The organism is Nostoc sp. C117 (genome assembly GCF_043099735.1).
In the GTDB taxonomy this organism is placed as follows: domain Bacteria; phylum Cyanobacteriota; class Cyanobacteriia; order Cyanobacteriales; family Nostocaceae; genus Nostoc.
Genome location: NZ_CP170989.1, coordinates 226,440 through 249,195, shown reverse-complemented (window position 1 = coordinate 249,195; position 22,756 = coordinate 226,440). Strand labels below are relative to the sequence as shown.

The 22,756-nt window shown below is 41.4% G+C and carries 23 protein-coding genes and 1 pseudogene; 15 read left to right on the top strand and 9 right to left on the bottom strand.

Annotation, left to right across the window (positions count from 1 at the left end; translation table 11 throughout):
* Nucleotides 1–780: 780 nt before the first annotated feature.
* Entirely contained in the window at nt 781–1,080 is a 300-nt protein-coding gene (locus tag ACFG4S_RS01135) for a hypothetical protein (protein WP_392530001.1), read from the bottom strand.
* A 140-nt stretch (nt 1,081–1,220) separates the two neighbouring features.
* Between ACFG4S_RS01135 and ACFG4S_RS01130 the strand changes: the two genes are divergently transcribed.
* Nucleotides 1,221–2,525, top strand: coding sequence for a glycosyltransferase (locus tag ACFG4S_RS01130; RefSeq protein ID WP_392530000.1), 1,305 nt, complete (start codon nt 1,221–1,223; stop codon nt 2,523–2,525).
* A 292-nt stretch (nt 2,526–2,817) separates the two neighbouring features.
* Entirely contained in the window at nt 2,818–3,759 is a 942-nt protein-coding gene (locus ACFG4S_RS01125) for a hypothetical protein (protein ID WP_392529999.1), read from the top strand.
* Nucleotides 3,760–3,800: 41 nt separating this feature from the next.
* On the opposite strand, the gene ACFG4S_RS01120 is transcribed toward ACFG4S_RS01125, so the two are convergent.
* The 4 genes from ACFG4S_RS01120 to ACFG4S_RS01105 all read right to left on the bottom strand — a co-directional run bounded on the left by ACFG4S_RS01120 (nt 3,801) and on the right by ACFG4S_RS01105 (nt 6,659).
* Entirely contained in the window at nt 3,801–4,169 is a 369-nt protein-coding gene (locus ACFG4S_RS01120; RefSeq protein WP_179070415.1) for a hypothetical protein, read from the bottom strand.
* 313 nt (nt 4,170–4,482) lie between these two features.
* On the bottom strand, nt 4,483–5,172 hold the full coding sequence (locus ACFG4S_RS01115) for a hypothetical protein (RefSeq protein WP_392529998.1): 690 nt from the start codon (nt 5,170–5,172) through the stop codon (nt 4,483–4,485).
* Entirely contained in the window at nt 5,169–5,642 is a 474-nt protein-coding gene (locus tag ACFG4S_RS01110; protein WP_392529997.1) for a hypothetical protein, read from the bottom strand. Before ACFG4S_RS01110 ends, ACFG4S_RS01115 begins: the two co-directional genes overlap by 4 nt.
* Nucleotides 5,643–5,645: 3 nt before the next feature.
* Nucleotides 5,646–6,659: a tyrosine-type recombinase/integrase gene (locus ACFG4S_RS01105; RefSeq protein ID WP_392529996.1), complete on the bottom strand. Its 1,014-nt coding sequence runs from the start codon at nt 6,657–6,659 to the stop codon at nt 5,646–5,648.
* A gap of 210 nt (nt 6,660–6,869) precedes the next feature.
* Between ACFG4S_RS01105 and ACFG4S_RS01100 the strand changes: the two genes are divergently transcribed.
* The 5 genes from ACFG4S_RS01100 to ACFG4S_RS01080 all read left to right on the top strand — a co-directional run bounded on the left by ACFG4S_RS01100 (nt 6,870) and on the right by ACFG4S_RS01080 (nt 14,169).
* A complete protein-coding gene (locus ACFG4S_RS01100; protein ID WP_392529995.1) occupies nt 6,870–8,759 on the top strand; it encodes an ISL3 family transposase in 1,890 nt (629 codons plus the stop codon).
* Between the two features lie 32 nt (nt 8,760–8,791).
* Nucleotides 8,792–9,142 (top strand): four helix bundle protein, encoded by a 351-nt coding sequence (locus ACFG4S_RS01095; RefSeq protein ID WP_094343524.1) that lies wholly within the window; start codon nt 8,792–8,794, stop codon nt 9,140–9,142.
* Between the two features lie 230 nt (nt 9,143–9,372).
* Entirely contained in the window at nt 9,373–12,141 is a 2,769-nt protein-coding gene (locus ACFG4S_RS01090; RefSeq protein WP_392529994.1) for a DDE-type integrase/transposase/recombinase, read from the top strand.
* A complete protein-coding gene (locus ACFG4S_RS01085; RefSeq protein WP_392529993.1) occupies nt 12,141–13,256 on the top strand; it encodes an ATP-binding protein in 1,116 nt (371 codons plus the stop codon). The genes ACFG4S_RS01090 and ACFG4S_RS01085 overlap by 1 nt, the downstream gene beginning before the upstream one ends.
* Complete coding sequence (locus ACFG4S_RS01080) at nt 13,246–14,169, top strand: TniQ family protein (protein ID WP_392529992.1); 924 nt, start codon at nt 13,246–13,248, stop codon at nt 14,167–14,169. The genes ACFG4S_RS01085 and ACFG4S_RS01080 overlap by 11 nt, the downstream gene beginning before the upstream one ends.
* 607 nt (nt 14,170–14,776) lie before the next feature.
* On the opposite strand, the gene ACFG4S_RS01075 is transcribed toward ACFG4S_RS01080, so the two are convergent.
* A complete protein-coding gene (locus ACFG4S_RS01075; RefSeq protein ID WP_392529991.1) occupies nt 14,777–15,070 on the bottom strand; it encodes a hypothetical protein in 294 nt (97 codons plus the stop codon).
* A gap of 354 nt (nt 15,071–15,424) precedes the next feature.
* Here ACFG4S_RS01075 and ACFG4S_RS01070 point away from each other — a divergent pair, with 354 nt between their 5' ends.
* Nucleotides 15,425–16,375, top strand: coding sequence for an aldo/keto reductase family protein (locus tag ACFG4S_RS01070; RefSeq protein WP_392530142.1), 951 nt, complete (start codon nt 15,425–15,427; stop codon nt 16,373–16,375).
* Between the two features lie 1,015 nt (nt 16,376–17,390).
* Here the strand turns inward: ACFG4S_RS01070 and ACFG4S_RS01065 are convergent.
* Nucleotides 17,391–17,801: a hypothetical protein gene (locus tag ACFG4S_RS01065; protein WP_392529990.1), complete on the bottom strand. Its 411-nt coding sequence runs from the start codon at nt 17,799–17,801 to the stop codon at nt 17,391–17,393.
* 107 nt (nt 17,802–17,908) lie between these two features.
* On the opposite strand from ACFG4S_RS01065, the gene ACFG4S_RS01060 reads away from it, so the two are divergent.
* Nucleotides 17,909–18,343: a hypothetical protein gene (locus ACFG4S_RS01060; RefSeq protein ID WP_392529989.1), complete on the top strand. Its 435-nt coding sequence runs from the start codon at nt 17,909–17,911 to the stop codon at nt 18,341–18,343.
* Here the strand turns inward: ACFG4S_RS01060 and ACFG4S_RS01055 are convergent.
* Entirely contained in the window at nt 18,340–18,909 is a 570-nt protein-coding gene (locus ACFG4S_RS01055) for a TetR/AcrR family transcriptional regulator (protein ID WP_392529988.1), read from the bottom strand. The genes ACFG4S_RS01060 and ACFG4S_RS01055 overlap by 4 nt on opposite strands.
* A gap of 153 nt (nt 18,910–19,062) precedes the next feature.
* Here ACFG4S_RS01055 and ACFG4S_RS01050 point away from each other — a divergent pair, with 153 nt between their 5' ends.
* The 3 genes from ACFG4S_RS01050 to dinB all read left to right on the top strand — a co-directional run bounded on the left by ACFG4S_RS01050 (nt 19,063) and on the right by dinB (nt 21,483).
* Complete coding sequence (locus ACFG4S_RS01050) at nt 19,063–19,680, top strand: glutathione S-transferase family protein (protein WP_094344691.1); 618 nt, start codon at nt 19,063–19,065, stop codon at nt 19,678–19,680.
* A 9-nt stretch (nt 19,681–19,689) separates the two neighbouring features.
* Nucleotides 19,690–20,286, top strand: a complete 597-nt coding sequence (locus ACFG4S_RS01045) for a pyridoxamine 5'-phosphate oxidase family protein (protein ID WP_094344690.1) — start codon at nt 19,690–19,692, stop codon at nt 20,284–20,286.
* Nucleotides 20,287–20,391: 105 nt separating this feature from the next.
* A complete protein-coding gene (dinB, locus tag ACFG4S_RS01040; RefSeq protein WP_392529987.1) occupies nt 20,392–21,483 on the top strand; it encodes a DNA polymerase IV in 1,092 nt (363 codons plus the stop codon).
* On the opposite strand, the gene ACFG4S_RS01035 is transcribed toward dinB, so the two are convergent.
* Complete coding sequence (locus ACFG4S_RS01035) at nt 21,454–21,657, bottom strand: CopG family transcriptional regulator (RefSeq protein WP_392529986.1); 204 nt, start codon at nt 21,655–21,657, stop codon at nt 21,454–21,456. The genes dinB and ACFG4S_RS01035 overlap by 30 nt on opposite strands.
* Between ACFG4S_RS01035 and ACFG4S_RS01030 the strand changes: the two are divergent.
* The 3 genes and pseudogenes from ACFG4S_RS01030 to ACFG4S_RS01020 all read left to right on the top strand — a co-directional run.
* Nucleotides 21,652–22,057: pseudogene (locus ACFG4S_RS01030) on the top strand (transposase); the annotation flags it as partial. The gene ACFG4S_RS01035 and the pseudogene ACFG4S_RS01030 sit on opposite strands and share 6 nt — an antisense overlap.
* Before the next feature lie 293 nt (nt 22,058–22,350).
* Nucleotides 22,351–22,524, top strand: coding sequence for a hypothetical protein (locus tag ACFG4S_RS01025; RefSeq protein ID WP_392530144.1), 174 nt, complete (start codon nt 22,351–22,353; stop codon nt 22,522–22,524).
* Nucleotides 22,521–22,745 (top strand): hypothetical protein, encoded by a 225-nt coding sequence (locus ACFG4S_RS01020; RefSeq protein ID WP_392530141.1) that lies wholly within the window; start codon nt 22,521–22,523, stop codon nt 22,743–22,745. Before ACFG4S_RS01025 ends, ACFG4S_RS01020 begins: the two co-directional genes overlap by 4 nt.
* Nucleotides 22,746–22,756: the final 11 nt, after the last annotated feature.

Genomic DNA, 22,756 nt, shown 5'->3' with positions numbered 1-22,756 from the left:
AGGTTTATTTTAATTTGTTTTTAAAATGGGTATATATTATGCTTGTCAGGCTAAGACATTACAAAAATTTAAGTATTAGTAGTGTTTTTAAAAATATCTAAATCCATTGCATATTATAAAACAATTGCAAGTAGATATAGTGATTTAACTTAGATATTAATAGAGATTTAACTATGTGTAATAAATCCTACCCGAATGATTTTTATACAAGTTAAGGAGCAATATTTGAGTTGCTAATGTATTCATTATTTATTAGCTGTCTAGAAATTAATTCTTTTTACAAGATAAAACTCTCATAAGAGGAAAATCTTAGCCAGTGAAGATCGAGGTTATAGTATTGAACTTAAGCTTTAAAGTCCTGAGAAAACCCGATTGACTCTCAACAGTACCCCAAAAAGGCATATCTGCTGTGTGACTTACGCCATAAGCAGGACAAATCAGCTTCAGCAACGATACGAGTGACGGCTGTCAAAGCACTAAAAGATTTGACCAATGATGAGCAGAGTGATCGCCTCTGATCTACACCTTGCCTTAAAAAAATCTAGGCACGTGTGCATATTTAAAGTTAGTGTCTCCCTTGTAGCCAGAAGCTTTGGCTAGCTCCTTGAGGTTCTGCCCACCACTGTACTGGCGACCATTGATGACCCAAATAAGGAAACCAGGAATTTTGGCAGCATCACACCAATTAAACCAATTCGCAATTCGCAGTTTAATTCGAGGAAGTTTGAATGCATTGATTAGCATTAATTAACAATTAAACAATAAAGAAACTTCTTGCATTTAATTGCTAATTGCGAACTGCGAATTGCGAATTGGTTCGTGAGGACACCACCATGCAACATATTCTTTAGTACCTATATTAGCCAAATGCTGTGCTAGAGATATCTCTGCCTTACCAGAAGTAGTGGTAATTTCCCAGCCGACTCCAGTTTTCGGACGGTGGTCTGGAGTGAATAAAATTTTCTCTTGTTCTTTTGATTGAGTTGTGTGAAGATGCTGGGCAGATACCGAAGCTAAACCACCGATAGCGATCGCTACTGTTAATAGTCCTGCTGACAGAATTCTCAGCAGAGATCGCATAATCAAACCAGTTCTGATGGCTCAAGCGTACCGACTCGATTGTGTGATCGCTTCCATCGGACGCTCCGCGCCATCGCCACCAGCTACAGGTAATTCAGTACAATCTTGAGTAGAGCCGGAGTTTTGAGTGGAGAAACCAATTGAGTGAACGTACTGCACCAAGCCGCCAACTGAAAATCACAATCCTAACAGTAGGTTCAAGAGGAGACTTGCAACCATATTGCGCTTTGGGTATTGGGTTAAAACGTGCGGGGCATAAGGTGAAGGTAGCAGCACATGAAAACTTTGAGTCGTTTGTGAAAAAGTTCGATTTAGAGTTTGCACCCATAGCTGGAAATATTCAAGAGTTTTTGCAATCAAAACAAGGGCAGCGATTGATTGCGGGAGAAAAGTTGAAAAAAGAAGAAGGAGATAAGCTTTTACTTGAACAGTTGGAATCAGCTTGGGCAGCGTCTATTGGGAGTGAGGTGATTATTTATACGCCGCTAGCTAGCTTTGGATATCACATTGCAGAGAAATTAGGCGTACCTTGCTTTTTTGCATCAGTTCTGCCGTTGACTCCCACAGGGATGTTTGGTTTTTTGAGATTTGGTCAAATAACTAAAAACCCAATAAAGAAAGCAATCAACTATGGCAGTTACTTGCTAGTAGAGTTTTTGCACTGGCAAAGATATCGTCCACTGCTCAATCACTTCAGAACGGAAACTTTGAAATTGCCGCCCTTACCATATTTAGGTAGACGCTTTAGACAAAAAACTCCGGCGAATGTATCACGAATCCCTGTATTGTATGGATTTAGTTCACACGTGATCCCAAAACCAAAAGACTGGCCGCATTGGGCGTATGTGACTGGTTTTTGGTTTATTGATCAAGCCTCTGACTACGAGCCACCCCTGGAACTAGAGGATTTTCTTGGACGAAAGCAATTACCTTTGTGTTTTGGATTTGGGAGCATGACAATGCCCAATCCAGAATATCTCACACACTACATCGTGGAAGCTTTAAAGAAAACCCATCAAGGCGGGATTATATTATCTGGCTGGGGAAATGTTGGAAGAACAGTGAATGTAAAAGATTCGCGCCGAGTGTTTGTGATCAAGGAAGTTCCGCATGATTGGTTATTTCCTCAAGTGCCAGCAGTAGTACATCACGGAGGAGCTAGTACAACGGCTGCGGTGTTACGTGCGGGAGTACCATCAGTTACTGTACCCTTTTTTGCGGATCAGCCGATTTGGGGTGAAAAGCTAAACCGGCTAGGAGTAAGCCCTGCACCAATACCGTACAAGAAAGTGTCAGAAGAAACTTTAGCAGCAGCGATTGAAGTCGTATTGCATGATCGGGGAATGCAAGCTAAAGCCCAGGACTTGGGTGAGAAAATTAGGGGTGAAGATGGTGTGGCAAATGCTGTTGAAGCATTCCATCGGCATTTAGGTTTGATTGAATGACATTTGGTGAGAAATCTTAGACAATTGCTCTTGCATCATCACACCCAATACGACTCAAAGAAGAAATTTACTCATGTTCGCGTATCTTAAGCGAACAGTATAAGGCGACTCTAGGTTTAGGGGGTTCTCTTTTTAAGATGTTTTATATTTGGTAGTGCTTTAAGACTGCAACATATAAAAAGTAACGAAAAACCCCAACCGATTTAAAGGATGGGGGCATAAATAAAAACTCTATTTTCATGATGACACAAATCAATATTGCTACGAGCCAATTTGTCTTGGAGGTAGCATAATGAACAAACTACCATCCAGACGCAAGAAAGCTACCTCTGCGACATCTGGTGAACCAAAGCCAGCTACGGACTTTGCTCCCGAAAACACTTCTGCCCAAGACAACCCAGCCTCAGCAACCATTGAGGTTGTGGCTGTTGAAGTTTTAGAGTTGACCTCTGAAGAACAAAGCTTACGCCTGAACTTAGAACGCCGTGTAGAACGTGCATTTTTAGAAGCGGGTCAGGCGCTGATGGAGTTGAGAGACAGACGGCTGTACCGTTCCACGCACCGTACTTTTGAAGAATACTGCCGCGATCGCTTCAATTATAGTCGTGATGCGGCGTACTTGAAGATTTCGGCTACTGTGGTTTATGAAAATCTTCAAAAGTTTTTGCCGACCAATGGTCGGCAAATTCCAATGCCGACCAACGAACGACAATTGCGTTTTTTGGCGAAAGCCGAGTTGGAACCGGCTGTGCAAGCGGATGTATGGCAGCAGGCAGTAGAGCAAGCTGGCAATAAGATTCCATCCGGTCGCATAGTGAAAGATGTTGTAGATAGGATACGCGAAAGAACGAAAGTACCCAATCCTTACCACATTGGGGAAATATGCATTCTTCTGCCCAAAGATGACCCAGACTTGAGGGGTAAAGCGGGTTATTGGGGAGTGGTAACTTATGTTGGGGAATACAGTTGTACAGTCCAGACCTGGGACGGCGACTACACCGTGAAGATTGAACACCTGAAGTTACTGGAATTGCTTGATGAAGATTGCCAATTCATGCAGCAGTTATGTTTGAGGTTACGGCAGTTGCATCAAGTGGCCAGGCGTGACGAGGCTGTGGATTGGCTGTTGCAGGGGTTGGGGAAACAAGCTAAACCTTATTTATCTTCGTTGCAGGCAAAGCTGCTGGCGGCTATGGAACGGGAGTACAAAATCGAGTGGAGGCAACAGAAATGATTGTGTAGCGAGGAAACAATAATTTAATGCAACAAAGTTTACTAAACTCGTTCACTTTCAAATATTTCTCGCCACAATTCAAATTCTGGACAATTACACCAAAGGGTAACGAACCCATCAAAAAGTTTAGTTCCTGAATTTTGAACTCCCCTTGGAAGAACTTGGATCAAGATAGGAATATCCAAATCACATTTCCAATTTTCTATTTCTTTTTGAATTTGGGCAATAGTGTCTTGATGGAATCCTCGGTCGTTGTTAGAACATTGAACAAGTAAACATCCACTATCAGAATCTTTGACTCGCTTGAGCGAGAAATTAATCTGCGTCCACATTGATTGGACTTCATTGAAAATATTAGGCAAGCCATAGTGATTGCCTAATATTGCTTTTCGGCGTTTCGATTCACCCATAAGTCCCCCTTAGCAATACAAATTTTGACAAGGATGACGAAGAATATAAGAAATCTTCTGACAACGAATAAGCTCAATAGCGCTCAGACTAACCCTCTGGGGGTTGTTAACTACTAATACTATTGTAACAATAAATCAAGGGTTTCAAGTATTTTGCAGTTGCAAGAATTGGGGATTTTGCTTTCACCGTATCTGTCATCCTTGCAAGCTTTGCTGCTGGTGGCTGTTGAGAGAGAGTACAATTTGGTTTGTCAGCAGTAGAAGTGATGAATTTATTGAGTGTCAAAGCAGCTTGAAAGTTCAAAATTTGAAATCAAATCGGGTAGGTGTTAGTGATTGGAGAACTTTTCACCCAGACATTTTGATTGTGATAAAAATCACCGCGCTGTTCTAATGTAAACCCACCCAGCAATAATCCCAACCAGACTTCTACCATCGGCATTTGCAACACACGTTGCAGTTTAACTAAAGAAATCTCATCTTTGACATTTATCAGATGGTTAGCGATTGCGCTCTGCCATTTTTCCACATTTTCGTCTGATGCCAAATTGCGGACATCTTCTAAAGTTGTCACCTCATCGAGCATTGCCAAAACATTTGCTTTTTCAACAGGTGCTGCTACAGAATCACCCAACTCAGTAGGAGATGAAAATTGGTGTGGGCCATGTGGTTTAAAGGTTTGTGGTGTTTGCGGTTCAATCAAATCATCTAAATCAAGGTGCATTGTTGTCCGCACTAGACCAGCAAAGAGATCGGTGCTAACAACTGGCCCCTTTGGGTTATTGCGATCGCGGGTATCTTGCAACAGCACTTCGGCACGAGACTTAAGAATATCCGCAATTTGACTGAAGGCAAGTGCTGCGGTTAATAACTGTGCCTCCAAGGGTAATTTTTCAAGCTCCGTATCCAAACAATCCCACATAGCATCAAGAGAAGAAGTTGGTGGAGATTCGGACAACTCATCAAGCACATCCCAGATTGTTAATTGACGATATGTGGTCATTGAAGAAATTCAGGATTTAACGGGCAGGGTCGCACTGGGCAGTAACTTGAAGCAATCTCAAACATATCTTTATATTGATATAGTGAAACACTGTATTGTTTTGCAAAAGCCTGCAACACCTGATCTGTATAGGCGCGGATCTTGCCAGCCGTTAGTCCAAAGCAGTGAATTGGTTCTAAGCGACAAATAGGCTGTTGCCCCAGCCAGAGTTCTGCGCCCAAGGCGTGTAATGGTTTATCCCCTGGTTCTTTATACAAATAAAGCACTGCAAAATATGTTGCTGGTGGTTCGACTGCGATTGCATCAATTTCTGCTGAATTATTCTGGGAGCGGTGGCGGTAAAACGAACGGCGATTATGACAGACTTTGGGATTCCAACACCTGTCCCCTTGTGGCCCATGCAGTAGTTTTGCTTGAATTGTTGGTAGTTTGGAACATAGCTGACACTTGGGGTCTAACGGTTTCGGCATACCTTACTCCGCTTCTTCACCGATTGCACGATAGTAAGCAGCGATCGCGGCTTCTTGTTCGCTGCGAAGGGTATAGCGCCGAAACGCTTTCTCACTTTGATGCCCTGTTAGTTTTCGTGCATGGCTGGGGTCAACTCCTAATAGCAATAAGTCAGTGGCATAGGTGTGGCGAAAGGAGTGAGGATGTAAATCCTCAATGTGAGCTATTTCACCGATTTTTTCCACCGCGAAGTAAATGCCGTGATAACTTAAACGTTCACCTTTGTATGAAGCATGGTGTGAAATCATCAGTGGACTAAGGCTGTTTAACACCTCTCCTTGCTGTGAGCGTAATTGTAAATAATCTGCCACGACTTCTCGGCTTTCTTTTCGCAGTGGAACTAAGCGTGGTTCATTGGTTTTGGTGTCCGGTAAAAACAGGAGCTTGCCATCAAATGAGCCAACATTTAGCTGCACAACTTCCCCAGCCCGGAGTCCATGACTGAGAATGTGGACGAGTGCTGTATCTCGTTGCTTTGTTTCTCCCAATAACTCCAACGCTGACCAAACCTGTTCCATTTCTTCAGGGGTCAAACTTTGGGCTGGTGGCAGTGGCACTTTTTCCAGTTTTATCCCCAGTGTCGGATTAGTAGAAATAATTTCAGGATACGTGTAACACATCCATTTGAAAAAGCTTTTGAGTGCCGCAATTCCCGCATTGATGCTGCTTTTTGAAAGGGGATTACCTGCATCAGTCCGTATTTCATCACGGAGATATTCTTTATATAGTGCAAGATGACGTGGGCGTAGCTCATGATAGTGCAGCTCACTCCATGCCAAAAATCGCTTCAGTTCTCGTTCGTAAAGCTTGCGGCTGTTGGGTGCAAGGTTATTGCTGCGTAAAAATTCCAGAACTTTTACCCACCGGATATCAGTGGGTGGTCTTGTAACTCTAGTACGCCCAGAGAGCGATGCAGTTTCAGCGTCCAGAGGAATAAGTTTAATGGGAGGTAAGTTATTTAGTTCAGGGTTATTCACTAGATTATGCGATCGCACTGGGTGGCTCTGAATTTAAAAATTCAGTATACATGTCACTGTAAGGATAAGTTGGTTCTTGGCAACTTTTGGTGATCTCGCTTGGGGGAAGGCAGAGGGCAGAGGGCAGAAGGCAGAAGGGGGGAAAAAAAGAAGGAGGAAGGGATAGAATTGAATTACTAACTTCAAACTTTACTCCGTCAAACTTTTGGTATGGAATTGCTATACCACCTGTTACCTGATACAACAAACCTTCAACTGAAGAGATGGCAATTTGACAAAGTACAAGGGACGATTACGTTGATTGTCTCTGCGATGCAAACTGTCATTAATTGCCCAGTTTGTAACCACCCAACTCACCGAATTCATAGCCGCTACGAACGTAAGTTAACAGACCTGCCCTGGGCTGATTACAGTATTACCCTACAGTTACGGGTGCGAAAGTTTTTTTGCATTAACACTTTATGTAAACGGCGTATTTTTACCGAAAGGCTGACAAGTGTAACCGCACCTTGGGCGCGAAGGACTCAGCGTTTAGCGCAACGACTGAGCGCAATTGGTTTATCTGTGGGTGGTGCAGCAGGGGTAAGACTCTCACAGCAATGGGGGATAAAAGTTTCTCGCAACACACTGTTAAATTTAGTCCGCTCAATCCCACTGCCATCAATCGTAACGCCACATACTCTTGGGGTAGACGACTTTTGTTTTCGCAAATGCAAAACTTACGGCACAGCATTGATTGACCTGGAACGTAGCCGACCAATCGCTCTACTCAAAGACGCAAAAGCTGAAACCTTAGCAGAATGGTTAAAAGCTCACCCTGGTGTCAAAGTCGTCTCACGAGATCGGTCAAAAACTTATGAAAGTGGTATTCGTCAAGGCGCGCCAGAAGCCATTCAAGTTGCAGACCGTTTTCACTTATTGCAGAACTTATCTCAAACGCTCTATCAAGTCTTTGGTATTCACGCCAAAGTACTTAAAGAAGTGGAGAAACAAGTATTTAGTACTAATACTAAAGTGCATTTAGAGGTGGAAACAGCACTTGAAGAAGGCATTGGGGAATTGGATGGGGATACATACCCCACCCAATTGCAGACCACTGAAATTCAAAACTTGGCTGGGGGTCTTAAACCCTTTTTGGCAGAGAATACAGACGGATTGGCTGCACAGGAAAACCCTCAAACCAACCTTCTGCCGTCTGCCGTCTGCTCTCTGCCTTTCCCCGATAACCTTTCCATGATTGCTGAGACTAATAAAAGTTCAGTTGTGCCAAGGTTTCCCCAAAACACATCTTTAAAAAGAAAAGTTCAATCCGCCAAAGCACGGGATAGACGGAGGGAAATCCATGAGCAAGTTTGGAGACTGCGGTCTGTTGGCTTCTCAGGGCTAGCAATCGCTCAAGAGCTGGGAGTTTCTAAAACTACCGTATTCAATTACTTGCGTAGCTCAACTTTTACCGAACGTCGTGAACGTAGCGACCACGGTCTGAGTCTTCTCAACCCTTATCATGATTACCTCCTCAGTCGCTGGAATAGCGGGAACCACAACACCCAAGAACTGTTTGAAGAAATTCGCACCTGCGGCTATATCGGTGGTTATGCCACGGTCGCTCGCTTCACTCGTTATCTCAAGACCTTGCCCGGATTTGGGCCAGCAAAGTGTTCAAAGAAAAATGCGTCCCCTAGGGTTAGTTCTTCCTCCCATCGTCCTCTCACCCCCAGTCGCGTCACAGCTTTAGTCTTGCGACGACCAGAATTAATACAGCCTAATGAGCGTGAAATCATCGCTCAACTACAAACAGCCCATTCTGATTTGAAGTCAGCTATTGAACTAGCTCAACAGTTTGCATTCCTTGTGCGTCAACGCCTACCTGAGCAGCTCGATGCTTGGTTCAACAAAGCTAAAAACAGCTCTGTTTCTTTGTTGCGCTCCTTCGCTGTTAGTTTAGAGTCTGACTACAATGCTGTGAAAGCAGGTGTAACTATGTCAGTTAGTAATGGCCCAGTTGAAGGCCATATTAATCGCTTGAAAATGTTAAAGCGACAGATGTATGGTCGCGCCAAAATAGATTTACTTGAACGACGATTTTTGTTGGCTATTTGAGGAGAAAATTTTGACAATTTACACTTGATTATATGAGTTATAGAAATCAGTTTATCTGGCAAAGGGCGGTTCAACTTGCTATCAATTGTTATAAATTTACCCGCCTATTTCCTCAATCAGAATTGTATGGTTTAACCAGCCAAATCCGACGTTCTTCTGTATCTGTAGCATCCAATATAGCTGAAGGCTATGGAAGGCGCTCAAAGCCAGAATACATACAGTTTTTACATATTGCATTAGGCTCTTTGAGAGAACTTGATACCCAATTAATCATAGCTAAAGAAGTAGATTTAGCTGACAAAAACCTTTTCACTCCCCTATTGAATGAGGTCGAGGAAATGCAAAGTATATTAGTTGCTAGCTTAAACAAACTCAAAGCTTGAATTTATTACTTCTACCCTTCCGACTTCTGCCCTCTGCCCTCTGCCTTCTGCCTTGCCCCAACCAAGATCACCAAAAGTTGCCAAGAACCCATAAGTTGAGCAAAAATATGATTTAGAAAGTATAAGTTGAGCAAACATTTTCAACACTTTGTTCATAAATATACAGCCTTGTGCTGAGATAAAGAGTAGGAGAAACTAATGATCGCAACACTCTCTCCTAACCAAGAATTATGCTTGACAACCTTGAGTTTAACAACTGGTGCCGTCAACAAGACCTCAGTCAAGCAGGGCAGGCAATCATTGAGGAGATTCGCAGCAGCAATCCATCTCGGCGAGTAACAGGGGCAAGGAAAAACGTTTGTGGCAGTTACCCCAGTCGAAAAATGGGATGTACTATTCAATTCGAGAGCCATCATAACGAATTAGCACGTATTTATGAACTAGAACATGACCCATGCGTACTCGAATATTACGACCAACCGCCAGCAATAGAATTAGTCTATCAAAGCAAAAGCGGGCGAAAAAATAGACACCAGTATACACCCGATTTCTTTATAATTCGGACAGATTCAGCTTTTTGGGAGGAATGCAAAACAGAACTTGAACTTAACAAGCTGAACGAATTGAATCCAAATCGCTATTGCAAAAACTCAGATGGCAAATGGCATTGTCCCCCAGGTGAAGAATACGCTTATGGTCATGGTTTGGACTTTCATGTATGGTCAGATGCTCTAATTAATTGGAACTTCCAACAAAATCTAATTTGGCTGTTAGATTATTTCGGATACTCATCAGAAATTATAGACGAAACCGAGCAAAGTTTGATTGTAAACACAGTAAACAATCATCTAGGAATCACCCTGACAGAACTGTTACAAAATGAAGAAATAAATCCTGATGTACTTTATTGGTTAATTGCTACAGATAAACTTTACGTAGAACTTGATAAAGTTAAACTTTCGCAACCGGAAACAGTATTCGTATTTATTAACCAAGATGTTGCTTTATCTTATGAGCATCTTAACTCAATAGAATCTACAACCCAAACTAGTAATCAAATATTACTTCAAATAGCAGTAGGTACTAATATTTATTGGGATGGAGAGTCATGGGAGATAGTAAATACTGGGACGACCACTACTGGATTATTACGTGCAGATGGCAAACTTATAGAACTACCAAATTTAGCATTTACAGCATTGATTGATACAGGGAAAATTGTGGGAGATAAGACAACACAAACCTCAAATATTAAAACAGCAGTGGCAGAAATTATTAAACACGCAACTTGTGAAGATATTATAGAAGCCAACCGTCGCTACAATTTAATACAACCATACTTAGAAGATGCTCTGAAAGCATATCCAAGCAGCACAATCCGTCGTTGGCGCACTCAGTACCAAAAAGCTTTACTCATTTATGGACAGGGATACCTGGGATTACTGCCTAAACATAACAATAAAGGCAATCGGACTCCAAAAATTGATTCTCAAACCCAAGAATTTATGCTCGATTTTATACTAGAGCATTATGAAACACCCAAACAACGCAGAAAAATACGGGTTTATGAATCATTTGTTTTAGCTTGCCAAACCCATGACCCCCCATTCAAACCACCATCGAGAATCACATTTTGCCAAGCTATCAAACAGCGAAGCGGACATCATCAAACCAGAAAACGTCTTGGTAATCGAGCGGCTATTTCCGAAGAACCATTTTATTGGGAATTAAAGCAAACTACTCCACGGCATGGCAGTCGCCCTTTTGAGATTGTTCACATTGACCATACTCAAATTGACATTGAATTAGTCAGTTCACTCGAATCTCTAACTAATTATCATATTGCTACAAATAACTCAATTCATCATAATTTAGGTCGTCCTTGGGCAACCTTCATGGTTGATGCATATAGTCGAAGAATTTTAGCAGTTTATCTGACCTTCGATGAGCCAAGCTACCGTGATTGTATGATGGTAATTCGCATATGCGTTGCTAGATTTGGACGGTTTCCGCAAAATATTGTTGTAGATAACGGAAAAGAGTTTCACAGTCACTATTTTGAACAATTATTGGCATCTTATACTTGCACGCTGAAGTATCGACCGCCAGCACATGCTCGGTTTGGTTCAATTGTTGAAAGACTATTTGGGACTGCCAACACGCAGTTTATTCATGAGTTGCAAGGTAACACCCAAATCAAACGCCTTCATCGTAAAGTCACCAAATCTGTCAGTCCAGAAAGATTAGCAATTTGGACACTAGAAGAACTGTACTCTGCCTTTTGTGAATGGGCATATTCGGTTTATGACCAACGATTGCATCCGGCATTAGGTACTAGTCCGTGCGATGCTTTTGTCACCGGATTAGCAACAGGTGGAAGTCGCTTACACCGAAGAGTAGCATATGACGAATTATTCCAGATTCTGACTCTACCAGCACCAGATCAACGAAAGCGTAAAGTTCAACCAGGAAAGGGTGTCAAAATACACAATATTTATTACTGGGCAGATGTATTCCGCGATCCAGAAATCGAAAAATCAATGCTGTGGGTTCGTTACGACCCTTGGAATGCAGGAATTGCTTATGCACTAGCACAAGGACAGTGGGTAAAATGCATTTCTTCTTACTATCAATACTTCCAAGGACGTTCCGAAAAAGAAATTCGGCTGGCGAGTGCAGAACTTAATCAGCGCCAACGCAATTACGGACGTAAGTTAACAATAAATGATCGGGAATTAGTAGAATTTTTAAACTCAAAATTTGCTCAAGAAGGCGCTATCCTCAAACAACGCTTGCGCGATACTGAACATGACAAAGTTCACAAAATTATTCAAAATAATTTGATCCCGGAACCAAAGTTAAATTTGGCAGAATTTGCGGTAGAGGAAAATAATGATTGTCCAGGAGATGACTCGACCAATGAAGGTAAAAATTGTGAAACTATCAGCAATTCGACTGCATATATCACGGAAACTCTTGAATATTATGGAGAGTTCTAATGGCACATGATTATAGCTTTCCTCAAGAATTACTAACTCTACCTATTGCTGACAGAATTTCTTATTTCCAGCAATATACAATGGCGCACCCCAAATTATTAATAGCAGCAGAGAAACTCAAAAATGCAATTGATGACCCAGGATTCTTTTCTTTAATCTTTTTATTTGGGCCAACAGGTGTAGGGAAAACCACCTTATTACGTCGCATCACACAAAGGTTACTAGCTTCTTTTCACAAAGAAATGGAACTAGATAAAGGTTTTATTCCTATTGCTAACATCGAAGTTGCTACCCCGGAATTTAGTAATTTTGATTGGAAAGATTTTTATCTACGTGCTTTGGACGTTCTCCAAGACCCTTGCATTCAGTTACCTAGTTATGGTCGAATTACTAATTTGAAGTTGAAAACATCCTTAGAAGCTGCTCTTAAACATCGTCGTCTGAAAGTTTTTTGCCTTGATGAAGCACAAAATCTCAGTAAAGTTGCCAGTGGTCGAAAATTACGCGACCAGACAGACTGTATTAAGTCCCTAGCAAACCTTACTCAAGTCAAATTCGTACTGGCAGGTACTTATGACTTGTTGATACTTCGTAACTTGAGTGCCCAGTTGTGCAGGCGCAGCCTAGATATTCATTTTGAGCGATACAAAGTCGAGAATAAAGAAGATTTAAAAGCTTTCAGAGGTGTTGTTCAAACTTTTCAACGTCATTTACCTTTTGAAGAAGAGCCTGATTTACTTAAATACTGGGATTTTTGCTACGAACGCAGTTTCGGTTGTGTTGGTATTCTCAAAGATTGGTTATCTCAAGCATTGGCAACAGCGTTACTGGATGGAGCTAAAACTCTCACTCTGTCGCATTTAAAATCTTCTGCTTACTCTCATGAACAATGCATGATTATCTTCAACGAAACACGATTAGGAGAAAAGCAACTTGAGTTTACCCCAGATAGTTCGGCTTTGAGAATTGCTTTAGGTTTAGAATCTCATCATGGGTCAGCTACACATAGCACGTCCCAGACAACCAATACAACCAATACTAAATCTCGTCGCTCTACTACTGGTAATACTAAACCTCAACGTCGTCCTGTTGGAGGTGGTGAAAATGTCGGTTGAAAGTTTGGCTAATTATGAGTCGTGGGACTTAACGATGAACCAACTTCCAAAACGCAGCCATCTTTATTCTCTTAAACCAATAGGTTTTGGTACACCCACAGTTGAAAGTTTTACTAGTTACTTACAGCGCTTGGCTGCTGCACATGGTGTCTCGATTGCTAGTTTAATTCGCTATAAAATTACGCCGTTATTTATTCAGAGCAACCAACCACAACCACCCGATTTCTTGAAAGCTGATGATGCTATCAAAATGCTCATCAATACTTGGCATCGAGAGCCTGCACTTTTACAACAGCAGTCTGCTAAATTTTGGTTAGACCAAACGCAACATGTTTCAAAGGTAGTTGCCATCGTTGAGAAATTAACTGCTAGGCTTGATCTGAGTTTTCTGACTTTACTTCAATGGCACTCCTGGCGGCTTAACTTCAGTCATATTTTCCATACTGAACAACGTTGGTGTTCTGGCTGCTATCAAGACTGGCGTGAAGCTGGAAAACCTATTTATAACCCTTTGTTGTGGACAATAGAACCTGTCAGTGTTTGTCCAGTTCACCAACGTTACCTACAACTGCGGTGCTTGTACTGTGGTTGTTTTCAACAGTTTCTCAATCTGGACTGCAATTCTCTTGGTTATTGTTGTGTGTGTAATGCATGGCTGGGTCGGTTTGTAGACAATACTTCTTTTTCTCAGGGGTCTCGGTTTGATTGGGAAAAGTGGGCTGCTCAATCTGTTGGCCAGATTTTCGGCGCTATGCCAACACTTAGTTCGACTTCTTTTTCTCAAGATACCCCGCTAGTCAAATATCGGCGAAAACCTACTCTCACTAAGTTTTTAAGGTGGTGTTACAAGCTTGGAATTAACCCTGTTGAAGGTTTGGAAAGTCTCTCAATTATACCGAGTGTACTAAGTTGAACCCACACCAGAGCTACTGGACGGTGCTACTCCTTCCTTGTGTAAGCATAAGTTGAGCAACCCGCTTTGAAACCATAAAGTGAGCAACTTGCTCATCTTATGCTTTCAGTGACAATACACGAATTAGGGTGGAACACAAAATAACATACCCTTATCTTTTATCCGACATAAACTACGATAAAAACTACTTTTCCCCAGACACAACACTTTCACCAATATGCGATCGCTGACTGAGCATATTGGCAACGAAAAAGAAACTATTGCGCTGCCGATGAATTTTGGTTATCCCTGGTATCGCTTGTAATGCCTAAGTCAAGCAATACACAGGTGAAGTGCTAACTTTTAATTATAATTAGCCGTAACTTATTATAAGCACAATGCAACTATAGCTTTGACTTGGTGCAAAAATAGTTTACAAAAGTTGCTCAGGCGGTTGCCATAATATTGGTTCAGCGAAGAGACAGAGGCAGAGGTATTGCTGCCAATATTGCATTCGGGAAAACTTTTCTCCCTGAAGCGGTTCCTGTGCCTCAATCTCTAAGATTCGGATCATGTATAATTGCAACCGCCTTGATGCAGAACCGTCTGGGAATACAAATTGCCTGCTTTAATTACAAAAATCATCCACGCGCAGATCCCGCCAGACATCAGAAACCTGCCAGCCGGAATTGCCCACCGATTGTACTGGAGGATTGTCAAGCAATGGAATATAGTCAGGAACTCTAGGCTCTGAAATCGCTACTGGTTTCTCCTCAACCTCAACCACAGGAACTGGAGAATTGACAGTATTAGCTAGAAGTTGTTGGTCTTCTGCTTCTTCGATTAACTTCATCTGTCTCAGGGTGAGCTTGTCAGATTTTTTGATGATTTTCTTAATATCTGTATCATTAGAAGTATTCATTGGCTGTTCCCTTGAAGGCATTGGCTTAAAATTTGTCTGAGTAAAGTTGCAAGAAGATAGGTATAAATAATTTGCACAGAATTAATAAGGTACACCAAATCTATGGGAAATACGAGTCCCTTGTTGAGGAATTTATTAATTGGACATAAATATCTTTTTCGGGCAGATGCTTAAAAGCGATCGCAGTAGTGGCGCAGAGATTGAGACTCTTCATTAGGTATATTTAAACAGACGAAATATCTGCAATTTGAATGAGGAAAGCTGTGGTGGCTTGAGACAAAGTTTGTAAATACGCTGAAAATAGCTTCTTGGAGATTAATCAAGATGAAAACAACAGTGAAACGAGAAATACAAATGAAATACAGACAATTAGGAAACAGCGAGTTGAGCGTTTCCGAAATTAGTCTCGGTTCCTGGCTGACTTATGGGGGTGGTGTAGAGCAGCAAAATGCAGAGGCTTGTATACACAAAGCTTTTGAGGTTGGAATTAACTTTATTGACACTGCAAATGTTTACGCTCAGGGAGGGGCTGAATCATTTTTGGGAGAAGTATTGCTTGGTACTGAGCGCGAAAGTTATGTCTTAGCGACCAAAGTTTTCTTTCCCATGTCAGCCACTGAGCGAGGACTCTCAGCAGCCCAAATCAGAAAACAAATTGATGCTTCCTTAAAGCGACTGCGTACCGATTATGTTGACCTGTACCAATGCCATCGTTACGATCCAAATACGCCTTTAGAAGAAACGATGACGGCACTCACTGAGGTCGTGCGTCAGGGAAAAGCTCGTTACATCGGTTTTAGCGAATGGAGTCCCCAGCAGATCCAAGCAGCACTGAATCTTGCTGATGTTGAACGCTTTGTTTCCAGCCAGCCCCAGTATTCCATGCTCTGGCGCAAACCGGAAACACAGGTGTTTCCATTATGTGCAGCGAATGGCATCAGTCAAATTGTTTGGTCGCCGTTAGCTCAAGGTGTACTCACAGGTAAATACCAACCAGGACAAGCTGCACCTCCAGATTCTCGTGCTTCTAACGAAAAGATGAATTCGTTTTTGATGGAAGAGTTATTTAACGAGCGCACACTAACAGCAGTACAAAAGCTCAAACCCATTGCCCAAGATTTGGGGTTGAGTATGCCACAATTAGCTCTAGCTTGGGTACTACGAGATGAGCGTGTGTCTTCAGCAATTATTGGTGCTAGCCGTCCAGAACAAATTGTTGATAATGCGGCTGCATCAGGAGTACAGCTAGATACAGATGTACTGGCAGCGATTGACCAAATACTGGCATCAGTTGTTCAAAGGTAAGGAAAGAGTTAATTCTCGGAGTGAACCCAAAAGTAATGTTTGTCTTGCTGTCAAGGATATACCTTGAGATGAGCAGCATTGTACATAGCTCGTTTCCACACTAACAATAGACTACATTATGGCGATCGCTTATTTGAGGGATCTGAATCTGGGGATAGCTAAAAAATCAAATACCCAAGATCGAGGCGAAAGTACTTTTCTTTTGAGTAAGTGCCTGACATTAGTAGCCTAGCAAGCAAACTCATCGATAAACAGAAGAAATTAGTTTTAGCTCTCTAAAAGCATTTTGAGCTATTTATCTATTGGTGAGAATTTTGCGTGTAACACAGTTAAGGTGATTTGAGCAGCATACTCTTCCTTACACGTATTTTACTGAGTAGCCCTGCTCAGACCAAAATAATTTTACTCACTTGTTAGTGATTTGTATATCTCAATAATGACTGTAATTATTGAGATATACTTCACCCTGACTATGAAAGATAATTTTCTTAAGCCGAATCATCCTCTAGACATTTAATAGAGTAGTCTTTTAGTAGATGTTTACACTTAGTATTAGCTATAAATTTAAAGTAAGTAAATATTATTTACTTTTTGGCTAAAAAAGGAGTTTTTTATGATATCAACTGTGATTTTTTTTGTTGGCTATACTGTAATATCTGCGTTTTTCATTTCTCATGTTGAGTAATCAGCTCTACTAACTATGTGGAGGCGAATTAATGGAAAAGAAAAGTTGGCGATCGCTACAATCAATATTTCCAGTACTTATACAGAGGTATGGATACCTAGTATTGTATAAACTAAATTTTAGTGAAAGGTAATAAATGTATTTTTATATACTCTGTTGAGATGAATAACTCAGTAGAGTATTTTCGTGAGAGTCACTGTCCTTGAGAAATTGTCTTCTCTTGTTGCAAGCCAACAAAACCTTGTTCTAATAACCATAAATTCAAAACTGCGGCTGCCGTCTCAAGAAATGTAATCGCACTTCTTGAAACATCTATAAGTTATGCTTCTCTCAATTGTAATCGTTGCCATTAGGAGCAGACAGTTGAATCATCTCAGTAAAACGTGAATACTTAACCGCATCAGTAGGGGGATAATCTGCCGACACTGCAATTAACCCAATTTTGATATCCTCGAAATAAATCACACCCCCAATACGCCCTTCAAGAAAGAAAGCTCCATGAAATAAATGATATGGAGCTATGTAAATCATCAAAAAGTCAGTAATCTTTATTGCCCTATCAAACATCTGCTGACAAGTTTTTTGGAGGACAGCATCTAGGTATTCATTATGGGCAGGCTCACCCATGTCAGTGAATTCTAGATGATCCGCAAAATAATCCATATAAAATAGCCAGATATCGGACAAGTCTGCGTCATTCGTCAGTTTCTGCTTAAGTTCTTGCAATCGGTCGATATTCATATTGTGAATATTGAGAAAATGGGGCAAACAGACAGTAATGTTAAAAAGTTATCAATTATTTTTGCGTTAATGGGGGATAAAGAATTGCTACCAAAGCATTCTACTAAATGGTCGCCCATCTAGAATACGTGGTCATTCTCAAGTTCGATTGCTACGACAATCTTAAGACCTGGCTAGTATCTGATGTTCGGCGGGAATGGATTGAGCGATTGCAGCCCTTGATTGAAAAGCCGGAAGCGCTTCAAACACTGACCGGATTGGAAACCTGGTTTACTCTCTCAAACAAACCGATGAAATCGCCACCACCCCGCTACAAAATGATGTTAGTGACGTGGTTGGGAGTGTTCTTCACTCTTCCTCAGCTCAATCGTTTGCTAGCACCGTTGTTGTCTGGTTTGCCTGTATTGCTTAGTCAACTGATTAGTACAGGACTCGGTGTCGCCCTGCTCACTTACTTGATCATGCCGCGCCTAACACAATTATTTCGCAAATGGCTTTCCATAAAACGTTGCCTCATGTGTGAGGTAAATTATTTGTATTAATCGTCTTTTTGTAGCCCTGGCTTTGGAGTACAAAGTTGTCTAGGTAGTTGTTGAATAACACGCATAAAAGGAGATGGATCATTCAACCCTTGTGACAAAATTAAGGAACCTTGAATAGCAATCACTGCATCTTCCCCTCGATATTTGGCGAGTTCTTCATCCATACCACTTTCGATTAAAACATTAGCAATCGCATTAATCCAGATACAGAATAAAGCATTAACTCTAGTGTGAAAGATATCACGGGCTGAACCCATCAATAAAATGGTAGACATACAGGGTTGGTGTCCTCCTTCATAAAGTTCGCTCAGGCGATCGCACATCCTCTGTAATCGTGTTAGCGCATCACCTTGGGAGGTAAGTGCTGTCAAGATGTTTTGGGCTAACCACTGTTGAAGAAAATCTAGCACTGTCTCAACCATTTCATCCTTACCGCCAGGAAAGTGATGATAAAGGCTGGCTTTCCCAAGCCCAGTAGCTTCAGAAATTTTAGATAGAGTTGCGCCATCATACCCGAATTGGCGAAACAGCCGTATGAGATATGGAATATATGTTTCTTTGGGCATTGTAAGAGTTGAGAAAAATAGATATTGACATTATACCGAACGAACGGTACAGTGAGCATATACCGAACGAACGGTACAGAAATGAGACAGGAAGTGCCACTTAATTTCTGTGATTGAACTTGTTCGTTCTTACCTCATCTGAAGGATTAATCTATGATTCAGCTTTACGGTTACGAACTCTCTGGCAACAGCTATAAAGTAAAACTAATGTTGTCGCTATTAGGCTTAGATTACGAATGGGTAAAAGTTGATTTGCCTAGAGGAGCGCACAAACAGCCAGAATTTTTAGCACTCAATTCTTTTGGTCAAGTGCCAGTTTTGGTTGATGGAAATACTATATTGGCAGATGCTCAAGCAATTCTAGTTTATTTAGCTCGACAGTATGGCACAGAAGGGTGGTTGCCTCTGGAGCCAGAGCCGATGAGTCGTGTAATTCGCTGGTTATCTACAACTGCGGGAGAAGTTCGGCTTGGCCCTGAATCGGCACGTTTATATCACCTGTTTAAAGCTACTGACATCAATCTAGAACGAGTAAATCAAAAATCAGAGTTTATCCTTACACAACTTAATAATCATCTAGCAGAAGGTGAATGGCTAGAGTTGGGACATCCTACGATTGCCGATGTTGCTGTATTTCCATACATCGCCCTCGCCAACGATGGTAAGATTTCTCTCGAACCCTATGCTCATGTTCAAGCCTGGATTGAACGGCTCAAGCATCTCCCCGGTTTTATTGGAATGATTGGTATTGAAGAACCTGCTAGAGTTTAGGAGCGCACTATGCCACGCAAATTTGGAGAAATTGCTTTTACTCCTGAAGTTGAAGCCGCCCAGTCACAACGGGGATCACGGCAAACCTATGAACGCTACATTGCCAACGGGCCTGCCAATGATTCAATTACACTAGAAATTGCCGAATTTATTGCTCATTTGGATGGGTTTTATTTGGGAACAGTCAGTTCCAATGGCTATCCCTATATCCAGTTTCGTGGAGGAGCGCCCGGTTTCCTGAAAGTGTTGAATGAGAAAACGCTGGGATTCGCCGATTTTTCTGGGAATGTGCAGTACATTACCGTAGGCAACCTTGAAGGAGAAGCAAAAGCATTTCTGTTCCTGATGGATTACCGCCAACGCAGACGTATCAAAGTTTGGGGTAAGGCAGAATATGTTGAAGGGGATAGTGCTTTAATTGAGCGACTCCGCATCCCTGGCTATCCAGCAAAAGTTGAGCGAGCTATTCTATTTCATGTCGAAGCTTTGAGTGAAAATTGTTCTCAACACATACCTATCCGCTATTCTGCTACCGAGGTTGAAGCTATGATGGCTCCCCTTGTGGCTCGAATTGAAGAGTTAGAACAGAAATTCGTTGGGGAATAATGCAGATATGGTATTTGAACCAAGTAGTGCTAATGTACTATAAGGCTGGTAATATAGTATTTTACTAAGCACCGATTAGCCTAACTTTCTAATGCTTCACTCTGCTTGCAAGTGAGAAAAATAATTCACGTTGATATGGATGCCTTCTACGCATCGGTGGAACAGCGAGACAACCCTAGCTACCGAGGTAAACCGTTAGTCGTCGGTGGTAGCCCGAATCAGCGAGGTGTAGTTGCAGCCGCCAGTTATGAAGCTCGTAAGTTTGGAATTTATTCTGCGATGCCGTCAGTAACAGCAATTGCAAAATGCCCCGGACTGATATTTGTCAGACCAAGATTCGATGTCTATCGAGAGATTTCCACTTCAATCCACGCCATATTCAAACACTACAGTGATTTAGTGGAAGGGGTTGCGCTAGATGAAGCATATTTGGACGTTACTGAGAATAAGCAAAACATCCCCTACGCTTCTACTATCGCAAGACACATCAAAACTGCAATTTTCCAGGAAACTCAGTTGACGGCAACCGCAGGTGTGTCAATTAACAAGTTTCTTGCAAAAATGGCATCAGGTCAAAATAAACCCAATGGACTGACGGTTATTTTACCGGAGGATGCGATCGCCTTTGTAGAACAGCTGCCGATTGAAAAGTTTCACGGCATAGGAGAGGTGACGGCAGCGAAAATGCACTCGCTCGGCATTCATACTGGCGCAGATTTAAAAGTGCAGACTCTTTCTGAGTTAACACACCACTTTGGTAAAGCAGGGCAATATTACTACAGAATTGCCAGGGCAGAAGATGACCGCCCAGTTGAAGCAAATCGAGTTCGCAAATCGATTGGTGCAGAAACCTCGTTTGCACAAGACTTAAGCGATATCAGCCTGATGTTACAAGAACTCGAACAGATTGCCCAAATTGTCGAGCAACGGTTGGAGCAGCATGAAACGCGAGGCCGCACATTAACATTGAAAGTTAAATTCTCTGACTATCATCAGATAACCCGTAGTAAGACAATGCTTGCTCCTATCAGTGAATTATCTACGATTTTTGAGATAGCCAAAGCGCTGTTTGAGTTGATTGATCTGGAAAACCGCAGTATTAGGTTGTTGGGAATTTCCTTGTCTAAATTGGATAACGCCAAACAGACTCAAGTCATTCAACTGCCACTATTTCAGAATGGGAACATCATATTTTAGGGTAGGTGTAGTCTTTTCAGACGCTGATAACTCGGTTATGGAGAGAGAGCGAATTAACTCCCGAATCACATCAGTTGAAAGTCTACCTGTACTTGCACAATATTTTTCAAGTTTTTCGCTTTCAGCAGATGCAAGATTTATTGTGATTCGTTTGACAGCCCATTTTTTGTTCATGACTTGCTCTATTTTTCTAGTGACCTAAAATTGTCATCTGAGAAAATAATTGACTATTATAAACTGCGCTTTCAAATCGAATTCAACTTTCGAGATGCCAAGCAGTTTTGGGGATTAGAAGATTTCATGAACTTGAGCCAAACTGCGGTGACTAATGCTGCTAAAACACGCATTTTTCATGGTCAATTTATCCCACCATCTTCTGGCTGATTTTCGCCACCACAATCTCGATTCGAGCATTATTGATCTTAAGGCTTATTATCGTGGTTTTCGATATGTTCGTGAAATGTTAAAAATGCTTCCGGAAATGCCTGAGCCTATTTTATTAACCCAGATTTTTGCCAAGCTTACTTCTTTAGGACGTATTCATACCGTTTCTACGGGTGTTGAACCCTTGTAAATTGGCAGAGGTATTGTTAGTTATAAGTTATTTTAGTACCATTCCTATTTAAAGATGTTATTTTTCATGAGTTTTACTATGAGTTATGGGATGAGTTTTATGAGTTTCAGAGCCGATAAGACAACTAATATTAAAAGTAATTCGTTGCAATGTTATATCTAATACGAATTTAGCTTACTTGCTCAAATAACTTATTACTGATATTAAAATTTACAATCTATCTTAATTTTTTTATTTAAAAGTTGACTATTTTGTCAATTTGTAGGTTTTAATTCTTAGTCAGAGAACGAACAATGCCCATACAACCAACTTATCCAGGCGTTTACGTAGAAGAAATTCCGAGTGGAGTAGGCACGATTACAGGCGTATCTACCTCTATTACTGCCTTTATTGGTCGCGCCTTACGAAGTCCTATAGACGAGCCGATTACTATTAACAGTTTGAGCATCGCTTATTTCCCCATCTGACTCGTGTTTGTCAGGGTGTAATTTTCGATTCGGTCAAAATTGTCAAGGACTTGATGGCCAAGGCAAAGACTCATACTGGTCTTAGAGTGTTCACAACTGTCTTAGATCAAGTATACAAAACTGGTCATCAAGTTACAGAGGATTTCAAGCAAACGATGGAAATTGTGTTTGATGATTATTTGCCGCAATGGCATTACACTGCTAAACCACAGATGTCATAATTCTGGATTTT

What these genes read in the sequence shown, in the direction of transcription:
- ACFG4S_RS01095 (WP_094343524.1), top strand. Translation starts at nt 8,792, where the DNA reads ATGAGTTATAGAAATCAGTTTATCTGGCAAAGGGCGGTTCAACTTGCT.
- ACFG4S_RS01135 (WP_392530001.1), bottom strand. Translation starts at nt 1,080, where the DNA reads ATGCGATCTCTGCTGAGAATTCTGTCAGCAGGACTATTAACAGTAGCG.
- ACFG4S_RS01110 (WP_392529997.1), bottom strand. Translation starts at nt 5,642, where the DNA reads ATGCCGAAACCGTTAGACCCCAAGTGTCAGCTATGTTCCAAACTACCA.
- ACFG4S_RS01055 (WP_392529988.1), bottom strand. Translation starts at nt 18,909, where the DNA reads ATGCCCAAAGAAACATATATTCCATATCTCATACGGCTGTTTCGCCAA.
- ACFG4S_RS01035 (WP_392529986.1), bottom strand. Translation starts at nt 21,657, where the DNA reads ATGAACAAAAAATGGGCTGTCAAACGAATCACAATAAATCTTGCATCT.
- ACFG4S_RS01070 (WP_392530142.1), top strand. Translation starts at nt 15,425, where the DNA reads ATGAAATACAGACAATTAGGAAACAGCGAGTTGAGCGTTTCCGAAATT.
- ACFG4S_RS01080 (WP_392529992.1), top strand. Translation starts at nt 13,246, where the DNA reads ATGTCGGTTGAAAGTTTGGCTAATTATGAGTCGTGGGACTTAACGATG.
- ACFG4S_RS01025 (WP_392530144.1), top strand. Translation starts at nt 22,351, where the DNA reads ATGCCCATACAACCAACTTATCCAGGCGTTTACGTAGAAGAAATTCCG.
- ACFG4S_RS01100 (WP_392529995.1), top strand. Translation starts at nt 6,870, where the DNA reads ATGGAATTGCTATACCACCTGTTACCTGATACAACAAACCTTCAACTG.
- ACFG4S_RS01065 (WP_392529990.1), bottom strand. Translation starts at nt 17,801, where the DNA reads ATGAATATCGACCGATTGCAAGAACTTAAGCAGAAACTGACGAATGAC.
- ACFG4S_RS01115 (WP_392529998.1), bottom strand. Translation starts at nt 5,172, where the DNA reads ATGACCACATATCGTCAATTAACAATCTGGGATGTGCTTGATGAGTTG.
- ACFG4S_RS01085 (WP_392529993.1), top strand. Translation starts at nt 12,141, where the DNA reads ATGGCACATGATTATAGCTTTCCTCAAGAATTACTAACTCTACCTATT.
- ACFG4S_RS01075 (WP_392529991.1), bottom strand. Translation starts at nt 15,070, where the DNA reads ATGAATACTTCTAATGATACAGATATTAAGAAAATCATCAAAAAATCT.
- ACFG4S_RS01090 (WP_392529994.1), top strand. Translation starts at nt 9,373, where the DNA reads ATGCTTGACAACCTTGAGTTTAACAACTGGTGCCGTCAACAAGACCTC.
- ACFG4S_RS01125 (WP_392529999.1), top strand. Translation starts at nt 2,818, where the DNA reads ATGAACAAACTACCATCCAGACGCAAGAAAGCTACCTCTGCGACATCT.
- ACFG4S_RS01120 (WP_179070415.1), bottom strand. Translation starts at nt 4,169, where the DNA reads ATGGGTGAATCGAAACGCCGAAAAGCAATATTAGGCAATCACTATGGC.
- ACFG4S_RS01045 (WP_094344690.1), top strand. Translation starts at nt 19,690, where the DNA reads ATGCCACGCAAATTTGGAGAAATTGCTTTTACTCCTGAAGTTGAAGCC.
- ACFG4S_RS01050 (WP_094344691.1), top strand. Translation starts at nt 19,063, where the DNA reads ATGATTCAGCTTTACGGTTACGAACTCTCTGGCAACAGCTATAAAGTA.
- ACFG4S_RS01060 (WP_392529989.1), top strand. Translation starts at nt 17,909, where the DNA reads ATGGTCGCCCATCTAGAATACGTGGTCATTCTCAAGTTCGATTGCTAC.